The sequence below is a fragment of the Sphingobacterium thalpophilum genome, from assembly GCF_038396785.1.
Lineage (GTDB): Bacteria > Bacteroidota > Bacteroidia > Sphingobacteriales > Sphingobacteriaceae > Sphingobacterium > Sphingobacterium thalpophilum_A.
The window spans coordinates 3,371,522-3,386,836 of record NZ_CP151087.1 but is presented as its reverse complement, the minus strand read 5'-3'; the positions used below and the strand labels follow the sequence as shown (position 1 = coordinate 3,386,836).

The window sequence follows — 15,315 nt, the reverse complement described above, 5'->3', positions numbered from 1 at the left end:
AATGTAGCGATAAGTTACAAAGAAAACGTGAATTTAATGTTAAACTCTCCCTATTGTGATGAGGGTCATAGAAAAAGGCAACCGCGATTACGGTTGCCTTTCATTTTCTAGCTTTTGAAACGTTGAAATTACAACGGTTTTTTTGTTCCAAAGTTGATGATATAATCGGTCATCACTTTGGCACTTTCATCTTTGACAAAGTCAAGATCGATTTTAGGTTGGGACTTACCTTCCTCCCAAGCTGGTTTACCCTGCAATTTCAATAAAGCGTTGATGCGGTCCCTATTTTTCTTGAGGTTGTCATCTTTCTCTTTTTTGAATTTGTTGAGTTCCAATGGAATTTTAACATCCTCATCTTTTTGAGCTTCTTCAATATCCTCTTTCAGATACTTATATTCCAATGAGTTTTTAATGCGTGCCTCATGCATTGCTTCTAATTTTTTGTCAACAGCACTTAGATCAGCTACTTTTTTGAAGTTGCTCGATTGGATCTGATCCCAAGGGAGTGCTGATTTTTCTGAGCTCTCGCCAAATTTTTCTGCGGAGAACTGTGAAGGGAATACGATATCTGGTGTAACCCCTTTAAGTTGTGTACTGCTACCGTTTACACGATAGAATTTACCGAGTGTGATATTGATCTGGCCATATTGAGGAGCACCTTCTGGGGTGTCCGGATCTTTTTCACCCGAGGCCTTTAATAGCAAGCGGCTGGTCGGGCTGATAACGCGAGACATGTCGATTGCCGATTGCACTGTTCCTTTACCATAACTTTGAGATCCCAAGATAATACCTCTTCCATAATCCTGGATCGCTCCAGCAAAGATTTCAGAAGCCGAAGCCGAGAAGCGGTTGATCATGATGCCCAATGGACCATCCCAGGATACACCCGCGTTTTTATCTTCTTCGACATCGATGTTATTTTTTGTGTCTCTTACTTGTACAACTGGACCTTTGTCGATAAATAAACCTGTTAAATCAATGGCTTCGGGTAAGGAACCGCCACCATTGAATCGTAAATCGATAACCACAGCATCTACTTTTTCCTGTTTCAAGGTATCTAAGATTAACCTAACGTCTCTCGTTGTGCTCTTATAGTTTGGATCGCGTCTTCTGTAAGCTTCAAAATCCATGTAGAACTTCGGAATATTGATGATACCCACTTTGTACGTTTTTCCATCGGCACCTTTGACGTTCATAATCTCTTTTTTCGCAGACTCTTCTTCAACGACGATTTTCTCACGTACTAAAGATACAATGCGCGGATGAGAGTTCATTGGCTGACCAGCAGGTATAATTTTCAGGCGAACAATGGTTCCTTTTGGACCTTTGATTTTTGCTACGGCTGCATCAAGTCTCCAGCCAATAATGTCTTCGAATTCACCATCTTTACCTTGGGCTACAGCAATAATCTTATCATTGACATGAATGCTCTTGTCTTTGAATATTGGTCCACCGGGGATAATTTCGAAGATGCTTACCGCTTCATTATCGATGGATAATCTTGCACCGATCCCTTCAAACGTATTGGCCATTCCCTCATTGAATGCCTGGGCAAAAGAAGGGTTAAAATAGGACGTATGTGGATCAACAGCATCGGTCAATGCTTGCATGACCACCTGAAAAGCATCGTTTGCATTGGTTTTTTTGGCCTGCGAGATCAAATTAACGTAACGTTTTTTTAATGTTTCCACCTGTTTGGTTCGCGCACTGTCGGTCGATTTACCACTGGCAGTTTCTAAGTTGAGCAGGTCGTATTTCACCCGTTTACGCCATTGATCGTTGGCTTCATCTGCCGTTTTAAACCAGCCCAGTTTTTCACGGTTAGGTTGGTAATACTCATCCTTTGTATAATCCTGTTTCTTATCAATTTCTGAAAGCGCATATTGCATTCTGTCCAGGTATCTCTTCGAATAGACATTAAAAATATGGAATGCCGCAGAAAGATCCCCATTTTTGATATCCTGCGCAAGATTGTTTCTGTACGCTTGAAATTCATCAATATCCGATTGAAGCAAGTAATTTTTTCCTTGATCCAAACTTTTGATCAGATTATCGTATATGATGCCCGATATCGAATCATTCATTTTGACCTTTTTGTAGCTCACATTTTCCAATAATCCAGAGACTTCTTTAGCAATAATCTGATGTTGCGTGCTCGGTTTAAGCCCTCCATCATCAGGAAGCGCTACCCGTGGTTTTGAACCACAAGAAACAATGGATACAACAAAAAGTGCAAATATGAGTTTCCTAAACATATTTTCGACGGTTTTAATAATCATTTTTATTTAAAAAATATTCAGCTCTTATTGATAAGCGTGCTAAATTTAGTGAAATTCGTAGCACATTATCGCAGAATCTAAAAATTTATTTGATTTATCCTTCAATATTTACAAAAAGCTTAAAATCTCTTTGTAGACGGCTCTATCAACAGACCAGTAGAAGGGGTAGATTGTTTTAAATGTTTCAATTGTACAATTCATTTTTTAATTGCGTATAGGCTTTGTAGGTCTGATCAGCAGATGGATAATCTTTTAGCACAAGATATACTTCACCCAGTTTATCTAATATTGCCAGTGAGAGCTGTTTGTTATTTTCATCTGAAGCCAATTCAGCCGCCTGCACAAATTCTTTGATCGCCACCTTATAATTTCCATCTTTTTGCTTGGATGAGGCCAGCAAGTATTCGATTTCAGCGAGCTCGCTATATAGTTTTTTTGCATTGGCCAAGTCGCGGGCCTGTAGCAGAAACCACTGAGCCTCGGTAAATTTATCTTGCTTAAAATAAATTTCAGCAAGCATTTCCCATGCAAAAATCTTCCCCTCATAGGCTTTGGCCTTATTGAGCAAAGGGATCGCACTGCGGATAATATTGTTTTCGGCAGCTTTATAATTTCCCTGACCGGCTCGTGCCATAGCAATTAGAAGCCAGGCGTTGGCTTGGTCTGCATAGCTTTTGCTCTTCATGGCATAGGTATGATAATTTTGTGCGCTCTCTTCAGCACGTACAAAGTCTCCACGATACAGCTGGAAATTGCTGATGTTCATATTAATTGTAGCAATATCATCCCTGTTATCGGTACGATTTGCCAAGGAAAGCGCCTGGTATAGAAATTTTGAGGCGTTGCTGCTATCGTTATTTTTAATTGAAAATAAGGCTGCTTCATTGGCAAGTGCATAGCCCGCAATCCAGTTTTCAGCTTTTATTTGCCTCTCTATAGCAGTATCCCAACTATTTGCCGCAGTAGGCATGGGGTTCATCAAATATTGAAAATGGCCCAAGTTATTGGTGCTCCGCAGTTGCAATAACAGTCGCTGGAGCAGAAGCTGCCTAGCAATTTCTTTGCTGAAAGACTTCTTGTCTGCATAATTGTCTGCTAGTATTTCATTGGCCGTTTTTGGAGGTGGTAAAAAATAGACCTCTGGACCGATACCTTTAAAGGAAGCATCGTATTGTTTTATTGCGCCAGTATAATCTTTGGCGGCATCCTGTGCGATTACCTGACATGGTATATTCATGAATGCAGTCAAAGCGGTAACTATAGCAATCCAGTATTTTGTCATTCTCATAAAATATTACGTTATTATTAACGTCTACATAAATTTAGCTAAAGGACATATTTGAGCAATCTACTCCTTGATTCGATAAACCTGTACGGTCGGTTATGCGCTGCCACAAGCAATTTACATATATCATAGCGCAAATATGACGAAAAATTGTGTGAAAAAATGTTAAAGTAATATCGACAGGCGAATGCTGGGCGCTGAAATGTGCTATTGAAAGCTTGAAGCTTATCGCTTTGAGAAAATTTAATGGAAGAGTTTTGATGATTAAAGCTAAAATATTTAGTCGCTGTGCCGTTTAATGTTTAACTTTGTGTTATGGCAACACGAATTCCATTAGCAGAGCGACTTAGACCGCGGCAATTGAGCGATTATGTAGGACAACAACATATTGTAGGCCCAGATGCAGTACTCTACCATGCGATCCAGCAAAAAAATATTCCCTCCATGATTCTGTGGGGACCTCCCGGGGTTGGGAAAACAAGCTTGGCCTTGCTGATCGCGAGAGCGCTCGACCGGCCGTTCTTTTCATTAAGTGCGATTCAAGCAGGGGTGAAAGATATTCGTGAAGTAATCGAAAAAGCCGAACGGCTGATGAACTTCAACCAAGATCAACCCATTTTATTTATAGATGAGATTCACCGTTTTTCCAAGTCCCAGCAAGATTCCCTTTTGGGGGCTGTTGAGCGTGGTCTGGTGACACTTATTGGTGCTACGACAGAAAACCCTTCGTTCGAAGTCATCTCCGCATTGCTCTCGCGTTGTCAGGTATATGTATTGGAACATCTTTCTGAAGAAGATCTTATTGGATTGATTCAAAAAGCATTACATGAAGATGAATATCTACAGCAACAGACTATTGTTGTCGAAGAATATGAGGCCTTATTAAGGCTGTCTGGCGGCGATGCACGTAAATTGTTGAATGTGCTGGAACTGGTTGTCAATGCGGCAGTATTGCACAAAGAGCCGATTACCAATGCTTTTGTCCTGAAACAGGTGCAGCAGAACATGGCTATTTATGACAAGGCGGGGGAGCAACATTACGATATTATATCCGCTTTTATCAAATCCATCCGTGGGTCTGATCCAAATGCCGCAGTCTATTGGCTTGCACGGATGATCGAAGGGGGGGAGGATCCATCCTTTATTGCACGAAGGTTGTTGATTTTAGCTTCTGAAGATATTGGCAATGCCAATCCGAATGCCTTGTTGTTGGCGAACAATTGCTTTCAGGCTGTCAATGTTATCGGGTGGCCCGAATCACGTATCATTCTTTCGCAAACGGTTATCTATTTGGCGACTTCAGTTAAAAGCAACGCTTCCTATGAAGCAATCAATAAAGCGCAGGCCTTGGTGAAACAAACTGGAGATCTGTCTGTACCGCTGCATATCCGTAATGCGCCGACCAAATTGATGAAAGACTTAAATTATGGCGCCGAATACAAGTATGCACATGCCTATCCCGGGAACTTTGTTGTGCAGGAATTTCTTCCCAAGGAAATCAGTGGCGTCAAATTGTATGATCCCGGGCAGAATTCGCAGGAAGAAAAATTGAGGCAAAGTCTCCGGGACAAATGGAAGGAGAAATATAAATATTAAATCGATATGTTTGAAAAAAAATAGCCTTAGCAGGTATTTTTTAATTTTTTTTAAAACTATCTCGTACCTTTGCTTGTTATCATAACGTTTTTCATTTAGGTAGTAGACACGCTGGCAGTCCCCATGGTCAGCGTGTTTTTTTTATTGCGGATCAACTTAAATTATTTATGTTTGTTTTACAATTGTTTCAACTATGAACTTAGCGCCTTTAAAACAAACAGGACGTTTGGCTGTCCTAGCATGGACTGGACTTTTTGTCTTTTCTTGCAAAAAGGATACCCCTAAACCTGAACCCGAGCCAGAACCCGTCGAGCGGACCGAAGCGCAGCTGATTAAGGATGATATCTACAAGTATTATAAATTATATTCACTTTGGGACAAATCCATCCCTGATTATACGAAAGATCCTTCCCAATTTACGGATAAATATGGTTCGGCAGATTTGGTGCTCGATGCGCTGAAGAAAATGACACCGGCACATGCGGCTTATCCAAACGGGGTCTTTGACCGATTTTCCTATATGGAGGGGCTCGACGGCTATAACACCGGAGCTACTGCTTCTGGCAGGCTCAAGATGGATACCAACGAAGGTTATGGGATCTATGTGCAGCTCGGAACAGAAGACGAAAAAACGGCACAGCCCATTATCTATTTTGTCGAGGGGGGATCCCCAGCCCAAAAGGCAGGTTTCAAACGGTCTGATTTTATTACGGCTGTCAACGGTGATTCCGATTACTCGATCGCTGTCACCTGTACGGCTAGCGGTTGTACCATCAATGATGCAAGTGCGCGGGACAAGATGATGAACAAACTGAATGCTGCCCTGGACGCTGGTACACTTAAGTTGCAGGTGAAACATCAGGACGGGACAACAACAATCAAAGATCTTACTTATGCGAATGGTTATACCATTGATCCCATTTATAAAGATTCCGTCTATACCTATAATGGAAACAACGTAGGTTATCTTGCCTTATCGTCTTTTGAAGAAATCGAAAATAATAATATCAATCAACAAAAGATCGATGCCGCTTTTGAAAAATTCCAGACTCAGCAGATTAAAAGTTTAATTGTTGATTTACGCTACAATGGAGGGGGATATGTAGATGCTTCCGCCTATGTTGCTGATAAGATCGGAGGAGCAATTACGAAAGGAAAGCTGATGCTTAAATACGAGGTGAATGATTATATCAAAGCGACACCGAGTATCAATAAGATGTTTCAGGATACCAAGTTTGAGGGCAAGAGCAATCTAAGCTTGAGTAAAGTTTATTTCTTGGTGAGTGACCGTACAGCATCTGCGGCTGAAATGCTGATCAATGTGCTCAAACCCTATCTGCAGGTACAGCTTATCGCCTCTGGTACACGTACATACGGTAAACCTGTAGGTTTCTTTGAGCAGGTTGTCCAAAAGAAGGTATCTTTTTGGCCAGTATCCTTTCTGTTGAAAAATTCGGCGGATTTTTCGGACTATTGGGATGGTTTTGTACCCGATAAAAGCAATATAACCGATTATGTATTTGTCGACGTAGGCGATAAGAAAGAGACGATGTTGGCGACAGCCTTGAATGAGGCAGCACCGGGCATTACAACCAAAGCTTCTATCAGTGCCGTCAGCCGAAAGGGCTATCGTACGCTTAACAAAAGCGAGGTCAATATCCGTCCGGACCGAGGCATGATCAAGAAACGCTAATTACGCAGCTGCAAGTAATTCCTTATTTGTCGGCGAGACTTTTCGGGGATCTTATTATGGTTTTATTCGCGTTGTGTTCGTACCACCTTCGGGCTCGAACAGATCTTGTACAGATCCCGTACAGTCTTTGAACAGAAAATTCCTGTTCAAAGACTGTACAAGGTTCGTTACCAATTGGGCCATTGTCTGGCCACGGGCGAAGCAAGTCCGAAGCAGGTCCGAATCTTATTGGTCAGCAGCAACCTCCTTTTGTTATCATCGCTACTGTTGACTGCGAAATCAAGAAGGTTTTGTTTGTGGGAAAGGAACATGTTAAGTAAGTTTGTAGATTCAACTATATCATTGAAATCGTTAAGTCTTTATGGCATTAAAATATTTCATTTAAATGAGAAAAATAACAAAAGTAGCTTGCATTGGAGCGGGATATGTAGGAGGCCCTACCATGTCTGTGATAGCAAATAAAAATCCATCCATAACGGTGACTGTTGTGGATATGAATGCCGAGCGTATAAAAGCGTGGAATGCCTCGGATCTCAGTCAGTTGCCTATCTACGAGCCAGGTTTGGCAGATGTGGTGGGTGAATGCCGGGGAAGGAATTTGTTTTTTTCGACAGAAGTCGATCGTGCGATTGATGAAGCCGATATGATATTTATCTCTGTCAATACACCTACCAAATCCTATGGAAAAGGAAAAGGGCAGGCGGCAGATTTAAAATACATCGAACTTTGCGCGAGACAAATTGCGGCGGTATCCAAAAATGATAAAATTATTGTGGAAAAGTCCACCTTACCGGTGCGGACGGCGTCAGCGCTTAAAAGTATATTAGACAATAACGGAAACGGAGTTAATTTTCAAATTCTTTCCAATCCCGAATTTTTGGCCGAAGGAACAGCAATAGCCGATCTAAATGAGCCTGACCGTGTTCTCATTGGAGGTGACCATGAATCTGCTATAGCTGCACTTGTAAGCCTATATGAATCTTGGGTTCCTCGCGAGCGTATTATCACGACAAATTTGTGGTCCTCAGAGCTTTCCAAGCTGGTGGCTAATGCATTTCTGGCGCAGCGGGTTTCCTCTATAAATGCAATATCTGAGTTATGTGAAGTCACGGGAGCCAGTGTGCATGAGGTGGCGGCCGCAGTCGGGCGGGATAGCCGTATAGGGAACAAATTCCTAAAAGCCTCCGTAGGGTTTGGTGGATCTTGTTTTCAGAAAGATATTTTAAATTTAGTGTATATAGCACGAAGTTACAACTTGCATGCTGTGGCTGATTATTGGGAACAAGTCATCATCTTAAATGACCATCAGAAGTCCCGATTTGCGGATAAAATAGTTCAGTGGATGTACAATACCGTGAATGGTAAAAAGATCGCCTTTCTCGGCTGGGCATTTAAAAAGGAAACAAATGACACCAGGGAATCTGCTGCCATCTATGTGGGCGATCAGTTGCTCAGCGAGGAGGCGGCGATTACAGTCTATGATCCCAAAGTTCCGGCATCACAGATCTATAAGGATCTAGATGCATTGGGGACACGGAATCCAGCTGATAACCGCGCATGGGTAACGGTGGCAACAGACCCCTATGAGGCTATAAAAGGAGCTCATGCTATAGCGATATTGACCGAGTGGGATGAATTTAAAGATTATGATTGGGAGAAGATCAAATCCAGTATGAATAAGCCATCTTTTATTTTTGATGGACGTAAGCTATTGGATAGAAAGCAGCTGGAATCGTTAGGATTTATTTATTATGGCATTGGCGAATAAGAAATAACCTTTCGTCAGCTTGTATAAACCCGCGCAAGAGTGAAACAAATGTATTATATCAAAGTTTTAGTTAATAATAAATGGTAGAGGGGTTAAGTTTTACAGCTATAGATTTTGAAACAGCGACAGCCAATCAGAACTCGGCATGTGCCATTGGGCTCGTTGTTGTTGAGCATGGTCTTATTGTGGATGAGTTTCATTCCCTGATTCGACCGCCCGGAAATCAATATATGTGGCAGACTACGCGCGTACACGGCATCAAACCACGTGATACATTCGACTCGCCGACTTTTGAAGAACTTTATTTTAAAATTAAGCCCCTTATCGCCAATCGCATGATGGTGGCCCATAATGAACTGTTTGATCGCAATGTACTGCGCAAGACGATGCTGCATTATAGTTTGCCCTATGAAAGCCTTGGCCTGTCCAATCAGTGGGAGTGTACATTTAAAATTTATCAAAGTAAAGGTTTTAAGCCTGCACGTCTCAATGCGTGCTGTGAAGTAATGGGGATCGACTTAAATCATCATGAAGCACTTTCCGATGCCCGGGCTTGTGCGGAGCTTTTTTTGATGCATAAGCTTGAACATAAAAAATAAGTCAGTATATTTAGGTGCCAGTTGTTTTAGGCATACACTTTGTTTGCAACTAATACACTTTATTAATCATCATATGATAAAAATACCATTAAAAGATGCGCGGGTCGGCATTACATTTAGTGCTTTTGACCTGTTGCACGCCGGTCATATCAAGATGCTCGAGGATGCCAAGCGGCAGTGCGATTATCTGATTTGCGGCCTGCAGACCGATCCGACCCTGGATCGTCCTGAGAAAAACAAACCTGTACAGACTGTTGTTGAGCGGTATATACAGCTTAAAGGGTGTAAGTATGTCGATCAGATTGTTCCCTATGCGACGGAGCAGGATTTAGAAGATGTATTGCGGTCTTTTAAGATTGATGTGCGCATTGTAGGCGATGAATATCGCGAGCGCGAATTTACGGGACGTCAGTACTGTGAAGAACAAGGCATAGATCTCTATTTTAATAGCCGCGACCATCGGTTCTCAAGTTCAGGTTTACGCCGAATTGTTGCCGAAAAGTCGGAGCAATAATTCTAATTGACAATTACAAATAGACATAGCGGTATTTTCTTACAGAAGACTGCTGATTATTAAACTGAAAAATTCTTTCAAATGAAAATAGGCATTACATTTGGCGTATTTGATTTGCTGCATGCCGGCCATATTATGATGCTTGAAGAAGCCAAGCATCACTGCGATTATTTAATTGTCGGATTGAATACCGATCCTTCAGAAGTTTCTCCCGAAAAAGCAAAGCCCACACAGACTATCGTAGAACGCTATATTCAACTGGAAGGCTGCCGATATGTTGACGAGATTATTCCTTATGAGACAGAGCAAGATTTGATCGATATGATCAAAGCCTTACCTATCAATCTTCGTATTATCGGCGAAGAATATCGCGATGCTGATTTTACAGGCAAGAAATACTGCGTTGAGGAAGGCATAGATATCTATTACAATAAGCGTACACACCGATTTTCAAGTGCCCAGCTGCGCAGAGTCGTCTATGAAAAAGAAACCACAAAGAAATAAGATGAATAAGGTTATACATGTCGTCCTGACGGGCGGCGTAGGGAGCCGTTTGTGGCCCCTTTCGCGAAAAAGCTACCCTAAGCAATATCTTTCAATGTTTAAAGAAGGTTCGTTATTCGAAATGACCGTTAAGCGCAATCAGTCCCTTTGCAGCCAGGTTATTGTGGTTGGCAATCGTGACAATCACTTGCTGAGCAGAGAGGTGATGGAAACCCAAGGTATCCCTTATCTCGATATTATCGAAGCTACGCCCCGCAATACGGCTGCTGCTATTGCTTTTGCTGCCTTTGCTGCTCAGCCCGACGATATTTTGATCGTAACACCTTCGGATCATGTTATAGTTGGTGATGAGGCATATCAGGATGCAATCAGTGAAGGAATCGAAAAAGCAAATAAAGGCTATATCGTGACCTTCGGTATCAAGCCCACCCGTCCCGAGACAGGCTATGGCTACATCGAATATAAAGATGATCATGTTCTTTCCTTTCGCGAAAAGCCCAATCAGGATACTGCCGAAGATTTTATCGAACGTGGCAATTTCCTGTGGAACTCTGGGATGTTTTGTTTTCGCGCAGATACTTTTCTTTCTGAACTGCAGACCTTTGAGCCCAAAGTTTACGCGACAGCACTTGCTGCCTGGCAGCATCGCCGCGATGGGGAACTCGATGTTGATCTGTCCAAAGAGGTTCCATCTATATCAGTAGACTATGCCGTTATGGAACGTTCAAAAAAAATTCGTGTTGTTGCTACTGCTTTTGATTGGTCTGATCTCGGCTCTTTCGAGTCCATGTATTATTATCTCAAATCAACCGGGCACCCTGTCGATGAAAATGGTAACATGGTCATAGGTACCGATACCTATACAGCATTTGTAGGTCTGAAAAATGCAATCCTAGTCTATACCAAAGATGCTGTTTTGGTTTTGCAAAAGGAAAAATCACAGGACGTTAAAAAGATTTACAATACATTAGAGCGACATCAGTCAAAATTGATCGATTAATACCAAAGGTGCATTGTATTCCTAAGCCTTACGTCTACACTTTCATCTTACTGAAGATATAAAACAACATTTTTCCAACAGTATTGATCGTCGATTTTTTAAGATAAAATAATATAAAGTTAAAACTAATTCACTATACGGATTTGATAATTTAAATCCGTATGAGTACTTTTGTTGCTCAATAAGCTATCCAATGCTAGAAACTCTGATTACTTCAAAGACACGGCTGAAATTGCTGATCAAATTTTTTGTATCAGCAACAAACAGGGCACATCTGCGAGGCTTGGCAGAGGAGTTTCAGGAATCTACCAATGCCATTCGTAAGGAACTGAATCAACTTTCAGAAGCTGGTTACCTCGAACGTAAAACTGAAAAGAATAAGATCGTATATAGTGCCAATACGAAGCATTCGTTATTTAGGCCTATCCAAAATTTGATCCATACGTTTTTGGGTATCGACCAGCTGGTGGAGCAAGTGCTTGACCAAGCAGGTCATATTCAGGAGGTTAGTCTATTGGGCGATTATGCTAAGGGCTTGGACACCGGAACAATCGAGGTCCTTATTTTAGGGGATGATATAAATGAGGCATACTTATTGCTGTTAGCGGACAAGATTGGGAAACATTTGGGTAAAAAGGTATGTCTTTATTTTAATAAAGTTTCAGACGAGCAAAAGATTAAACTTTATTTGAATGACGATCAGTACATTAATAGATATTAAGCTATATGAATAAAACAATTATCATTACCGGCGGAGCCGGATTTATAGGTTCCCATGTGGTGCGTGAATTTGTTAATAAATACCCCGAATATCATATTATCAATCTGGATGCTTTGACGTATGCGGGTAATTTAGAAAATCTAAAGGACATTGAAAATAAACCCAATTATCAATTTATAAAGGCGGATATTACCGATGCCAGTTTGATTTTTGATATTTTTCGTCAGCACCAGCCGGATGGTGTTATTCATTTGGCTGCCGAATCCCATGTAGACCGATCCATTACAGACCCCACGGCCTTTGTGATGACCAATGTCATTGGTACAGTCAACCTGCTAAACGCTGCGAAAGAGATCTGGAAGGAAAATTATCAAGGGAAGCGTTTTCATCATGTTTCTACCGATGAGGTTTTTGGCGCATTAGGAGCGACAGGATTGTTTACTGAAGAGACTAAGTACGATCCACATTCGCCTTATTCTGCGTCAAAGGCATCTTCCGACCATTTCGTACGTGCCTATCACGATACCTATGGCCTTCCAATTGTGCTGACCAATTGCTCGAATAACTATGGACCAAATCATTTCCCGGAAAAGTTAATTCCCCTGTGTATCCACAATATATTAAATAATAAGCCATTGCCTATTTATGGTGATGGGAAATATACACGGGATTGGCTGTTTGTTATTGATCATGCCAAAGCGATCGATCTGGTTTACCATAATGGTCAAAACGGCGGCTCCTATAACGTTGGCGGATTCAACGAATGGCAGAATATAGATTTGGTGAAGGAATTATGTAAGCAAGTCGATGAAAAATTGGGGCGTCCGGCTGGTACTGCTGCGGAGCTTATTACTTTTGTGAAAGATCGGCCAGGCCATGATTTACGTTATGCCATTGATGCCAGTAAGATCAACCAAGAGTTAGGTTATGAACCTTCGGTTACATTTGAGCAGGGGCTTTCCATCACCATCGATTGGTTTTTAAACAATCAGGAATGGTTGGATCGTGTTACTTCAGGCGATTACCAAAATTATTACGCAAATCAATATAACTAATTTCTTCGATGAAAGTTACAGAAACAAAGTTAAAAGGCTGTTTTATTTTGGAGCCTGCAAAATATGGCGATTCAAGGGGGTATTTTATGGAAAGTTTTAATGAAAAAACCTTCAATGACCTCACTAGTACAAATACTCATTTTGTGCAGGATAATCAGTCCTATTCAACGCGGGGTGTTTTGAGGGGGCTGCATGCACAAGCAGGTGAACATGCTCAAGCAAAATTGGTACGTGTTCTCCAAGGAGAAGTGATTGATGTTGCGGTAGATGCCCGGCCAGATTCAGCTACTTTTGGGCAATATGTAGCCGTTAACTTATCGGCTGACAATAATTTACAGCTATTTGTTCCACGTGGATTTTTACATGGTTTTGTCGTATTGAGCGAAACAGCGACCTTCTTTTATAAGTGCGACAATTTTTACAACAAGCAGTCTGAGTGTGGGGTGTATCCCTTGGATCCAGATTTGGCTGTAGACTGGCAGATACCCACAGCAGAGATGTTATTGTCCGAAAAAGATCAAACTGCACCCAGTTTCAAGGAGGTCTTCGGGGTATGAGGGTAGTTATTACAGGAGCTAATGGACAGCTTGGGTCTGAGTTAAAAGACCTGTTGTCTCCACAAACGGATAAAGACTGCTTTTTCTTGGACCGCCAGGAACTTCCTTTGGAGCATACGCAGATTATACAGGATATTTTAGGGCAGTATCAGCCCGATATCATTATTCATGCTGCGGCCTATACCGCTGTAGATAAGGCCGAATCAGAGGCCGAATTGGCTGATCGGATCAATCATTTAGCCGCAGAAGAAATCGCGCAATATTGTCGTATTCATGGCTCAAAATTGATTGCTATTTCTACAGACTATGTATTTGATGGGAACTCAGCTATCGCACTGACTGAAGATGCGCCAGTTGATCCAGTGAATGTTTATGGGCTCACCAAACTAAAGGGTGAGGAAGCTATTCAAAAATGGCTTCCAGAGGGTATCATTATTCGGACTTCCTGGGTCTATTCGACCTATGGCAATAATTTTGTGAAAACCATGATCCGTTTAATGGGGGAGCGCGAAGAGATTTCTGTTATAAACGATCAGATTGGTTCACCAACCTATGCCAAAGATTTAGCCGATGCTATCTTGGCTATTATTGGCTCAGGTATATGGGAAGGTGGTATCTATCATTTTAGCAACGAAGGAGAAATTTCATGGTATGATTTTGCTGCTGCGATTCGGGATTTAAAAGGATTGGAATGTCAGATCAATCCAATCCCTACGACGCAGTATCCTACTCCTGCAAGACGTCCAAAATATTCATTATTGGATAAAACAAGGATAAAAAACACGTTCAACCTGTCGGTACCATCTTGGCATGATAGTTTGAAAGCAATGTTAAATAAGTTATAATCAATCGCTAATTATGAAAGGAATTATATTAGCCGGCGGCTCTGGCACACGTTTACATCCATTGACTTTAGCTGTGTCTAAACAATTGATGCCCGTTTATGACAAACCCATGATTTATTATCCTTTGTCCACCTTAATGTTGGCAGGGATCAACGAAATTTTAATTATTTCCACGCCGCAGGACTTGCCCAATTTCCAGAAGTTATTGGGCGATGGATCACAAATCGGCTGTAAGTTTTCTTACAAAGAGCAACCCAGTCCGGATGGTCTGGCACAAGCCTTTATTTTGGGTGAGGAGTTTATTGGAAACGATAAAGTTGCATTGATTCTTGGAGACAATATATTTTACGCATCAGGGATGTCCAAGTTGTTGCAAGACTCATCGGATCCAGATGGTGGCGTGGTATTTGCTTATCAGGTTTCTGATCCCGAGCGATATGGTGTTGTGGAGTTTGATCAGGACAATAGGGTTGTTTCTATAGAAGAAAAGCCGAAGGAACCGAAATCAAAGTATGCCGTACCCGGCTTATATTTCTATGACAATGACGTTGTTGAAATTGCCAAGAATATCAAGCCTTCGCCACGTGGAGAACTGGAGATCACGGATATTAATGCGGAGTATTTGAAACGCGGAAAATTAAAGGTAGGTGTATTTGACCGTGGTACAGCTTGGTTGGATACAGGAACTATCAATTCATTAATGCAAGCAGGACAGTTTGTACAAGTAATTGAGGAGCGTCAAGGAATGAAAATTGGTGCGATTGAGGAGGTTGCATTTAGGATGGGATATATATCTAAAGCGCAGCTCATTGGTTTAGCTCAGACACTAACTAAATCTAGTTATGGAAGTTATCTTCTGAAATTGCTGGATAATAAGATTTATAATAATAATTAATAAC

14 protein-coding genes are annotated in these 15,315 nt (G+C 41.5%); 12 read left to right on the top strand and 2 right to left on the bottom strand.

Annotation, left to right across the window (positions count from 1 at the left end; genetic code table 11):
* Positions 1 to 128: 128 nt before the first annotated feature.
* Together AACH28_RS15055 and AACH28_RS15050 are read right to left on the bottom strand one after the other, a co-directional pair.
* Positions 129 to 2,255 carry a carboxy terminal-processing peptidase gene (locus tag AACH28_RS15055; protein ID WP_341830888.1) on the bottom strand — a complete coding sequence of 709 codons (2,127 nt, stop codon included), beginning with the start codon at positions 2,253 to 2,255 and terminating at the stop codon, positions 129 to 131.
* A 208-nt stretch (positions 2,256 to 2,463) separates the two neighbouring features.
* On the bottom strand, positions 2,464 to 3,567 hold the full coding sequence (locus AACH28_RS15050) for a lipopolysaccharide assembly protein LapB (RefSeq protein WP_286774783.1): 1,104 nt from the start codon (positions 3,565 to 3,567) through the stop codon (positions 2,464 to 2,466).
* 312 nt (positions 3,568 to 3,879) lie between these two features.
* Between AACH28_RS15050 and AACH28_RS15045 the strand changes: the two genes are divergently transcribed.
* From AACH28_RS15045 to rfbA, 12 genes are all read left to right on the top strand, one after another.
* On the top strand, positions 3,880 to 5,160 hold the full coding sequence (locus AACH28_RS15045; protein ID WP_286831775.1) for a replication-associated recombination protein A: 1,281 nt from the start codon (positions 3,880 to 3,882) through the stop codon (positions 5,158 to 5,160).
* A gap of 193 nt (positions 5,161 to 5,353) precedes the next feature.
* Entirely contained in the window at positions 5,354 to 6,853 is a 1,500-nt protein-coding gene (locus AACH28_RS15040) for a S41 family peptidase (protein ID WP_341830887.1), read from the top strand.
* Between the two features lie 385 nt (positions 6,854 to 7,238).
* Positions 7,239 to 8,621: a nucleotide sugar dehydrogenase gene (locus tag AACH28_RS15035; RefSeq protein ID WP_313411111.1), complete on the top strand. Its 1,383-nt coding sequence runs from the start codon at positions 7,239 to 7,241 to the stop codon at positions 8,619 to 8,621.
* Positions 8,622 to 8,701: 80 nt separating this feature from the next.
* Entirely contained in the window at positions 8,702 to 9,220 is a 519-nt protein-coding gene (locus AACH28_RS15030; RefSeq protein WP_115045928.1) for a 3'-5' exonuclease, read from the top strand.
* 73 nt (positions 9,221 to 9,293) lie between these two features.
* A complete protein-coding gene (locus tag AACH28_RS15025) occupies positions 9,294 to 9,734 on the top strand; it encodes an adenylyltransferase/cytidyltransferase family protein (protein WP_159332631.1) in 441 nt (146 codons plus the stop codon).
* Between the two features lie 81 nt (positions 9,735 to 9,815).
* Positions 9,816 to 10,238, top strand: coding sequence for an adenylyltransferase/cytidyltransferase family protein (locus tag AACH28_RS15020; RefSeq protein WP_159332632.1), 423 nt, complete (start codon positions 9,816 to 9,818; stop codon positions 10,236 to 10,238).
* A gap of 1 nt (position 10,239) precedes the next feature.
* A complete protein-coding gene (locus AACH28_RS15015) occupies positions 10,240 to 11,238 on the top strand; it encodes a sugar phosphate nucleotidyltransferase (protein ID WP_341830886.1) in 999 nt (332 codons plus the stop codon).
* A gap of 193 nt (positions 11,239 to 11,431) precedes the next feature.
* Positions 11,432 to 11,959, top strand: coding sequence for a winged helix-turn-helix domain-containing protein (locus tag AACH28_RS15010; protein WP_159332634.1), 528 nt, complete (start codon positions 11,432 to 11,434; stop codon positions 11,957 to 11,959).
* A gap of 5 nt (positions 11,960 to 11,964) precedes the next feature.
* Positions 11,965 to 13,014, top strand: coding sequence for a dTDP-glucose 4,6-dehydratase (gene rfbB / locus AACH28_RS15005; RefSeq protein WP_115045921.1), 1,050 nt, complete (start codon positions 11,965 to 11,967; stop codon positions 13,012 to 13,014).
* Between the two features lie 8 nt (positions 13,015 to 13,022).
* Positions 13,023 to 13,571 carry a dTDP-4-dehydrorhamnose 3,5-epimerase gene (gene rfbC / locus AACH28_RS15000; RefSeq protein WP_159332635.1) on the top strand — a complete coding sequence of 183 codons (549 nt, stop codon included), beginning with the start codon at positions 13,023 to 13,025 and terminating at the stop codon, positions 13,569 to 13,571.
* Positions 13,568 to 14,416, top strand: coding sequence for a dTDP-4-dehydrorhamnose reductase (rfbD, locus tag AACH28_RS14995; RefSeq protein WP_159332636.1), 849 nt, complete (start codon positions 13,568 to 13,570; stop codon positions 14,414 to 14,416). The genes rfbC and rfbD overlap by 4 nt, the downstream gene beginning before the upstream one ends.
* A gap of 13 nt (positions 14,417 to 14,429) precedes the next feature.
* Complete coding sequence (gene rfbA / locus AACH28_RS14990; protein WP_341830885.1) at positions 14,430 to 15,311, top strand: glucose-1-phosphate thymidylyltransferase RfbA; 882 nt, start codon at positions 14,430 to 14,432, stop codon at positions 15,309 to 15,311.
* The last annotated feature ends 4 nt before the right edge of the window (positions 15,312 to 15,315 follow it).

What these genes read in the sequence shown, in the direction of transcription:
- AACH28_RS15055 (WP_341830888.1), bottom strand. Translation starts at nt 2,255, where the DNA reads ATGTTTAGGAAACTCATATTTGCACTTTTTGTTGTATCCATTGTTTCT.
- AACH28_RS15050 (WP_286774783.1), bottom strand. Translation starts at nt 3,567, where the DNA reads ATGAGAATGACAAAATACTGGATTGCTATAGTTACCGCTTTGACTGCA.
- AACH28_RS15045 (WP_286831775.1), top strand. Translation starts at nt 3,880, where the DNA reads ATGGCAACACGAATTCCATTAGCAGAGCGACTTAGACCGCGGCAATTG.
- AACH28_RS15040 (WP_341830887.1), top strand. Translation starts at nt 5,354, where the DNA reads ATGAACTTAGCGCCTTTAAAACAAACAGGACGTTTGGCTGTCCTAGCA.
- AACH28_RS15035 (WP_313411111.1), top strand. Translation starts at nt 7,239, where the DNA reads ATGAGAAAAATAACAAAAGTAGCTTGCATTGGAGCGGGATATGTAGGA.
- AACH28_RS15030 (WP_115045928.1), top strand. Translation starts at nt 8,702, where the DNA reads ATGGTAGAGGGGTTAAGTTTTACAGCTATAGATTTTGAAACAGCGACA.
- AACH28_RS15025 (WP_159332631.1), top strand. Translation starts at nt 9,294, where the DNA reads ATGATAAAAATACCATTAAAAGATGCGCGGGTCGGCATTACATTTAGT.
- AACH28_RS15020 (WP_159332632.1), top strand. Translation starts at nt 9,816, where the DNA reads ATGAAAATAGGCATTACATTTGGCGTATTTGATTTGCTGCATGCCGGC.
- AACH28_RS15015 (WP_341830886.1), top strand. Translation starts at nt 10,240, where the DNA reads ATGAATAAGGTTATACATGTCGTCCTGACGGGCGGCGTAGGGAGCCGT.
- AACH28_RS15010 (WP_159332634.1), top strand. Translation starts at nt 11,432, where the DNA reads ATGCTAGAAACTCTGATTACTTCAAAGACACGGCTGAAATTGCTGATC.
- rfbB (WP_115045921.1), top strand. Translation starts at nt 11,965, where the DNA reads ATGAATAAAACAATTATCATTACCGGCGGAGCCGGATTTATAGGTTCC.
- rfbC (WP_159332635.1), top strand. Translation starts at nt 13,023, where the DNA reads ATGAAAGTTACAGAAACAAAGTTAAAAGGCTGTTTTATTTTGGAGCCT.
- rfbD (WP_159332636.1), top strand. Translation starts at nt 13,568, where the DNA reads ATGAGGGTAGTTATTACAGGAGCTAATGGACAGCTTGGGTCTGAGTTA.
- rfbA (WP_341830885.1), top strand. Translation starts at nt 14,430, where the DNA reads ATGAAAGGAATTATATTAGCCGGCGGCTCTGGCACACGTTTACATCCA.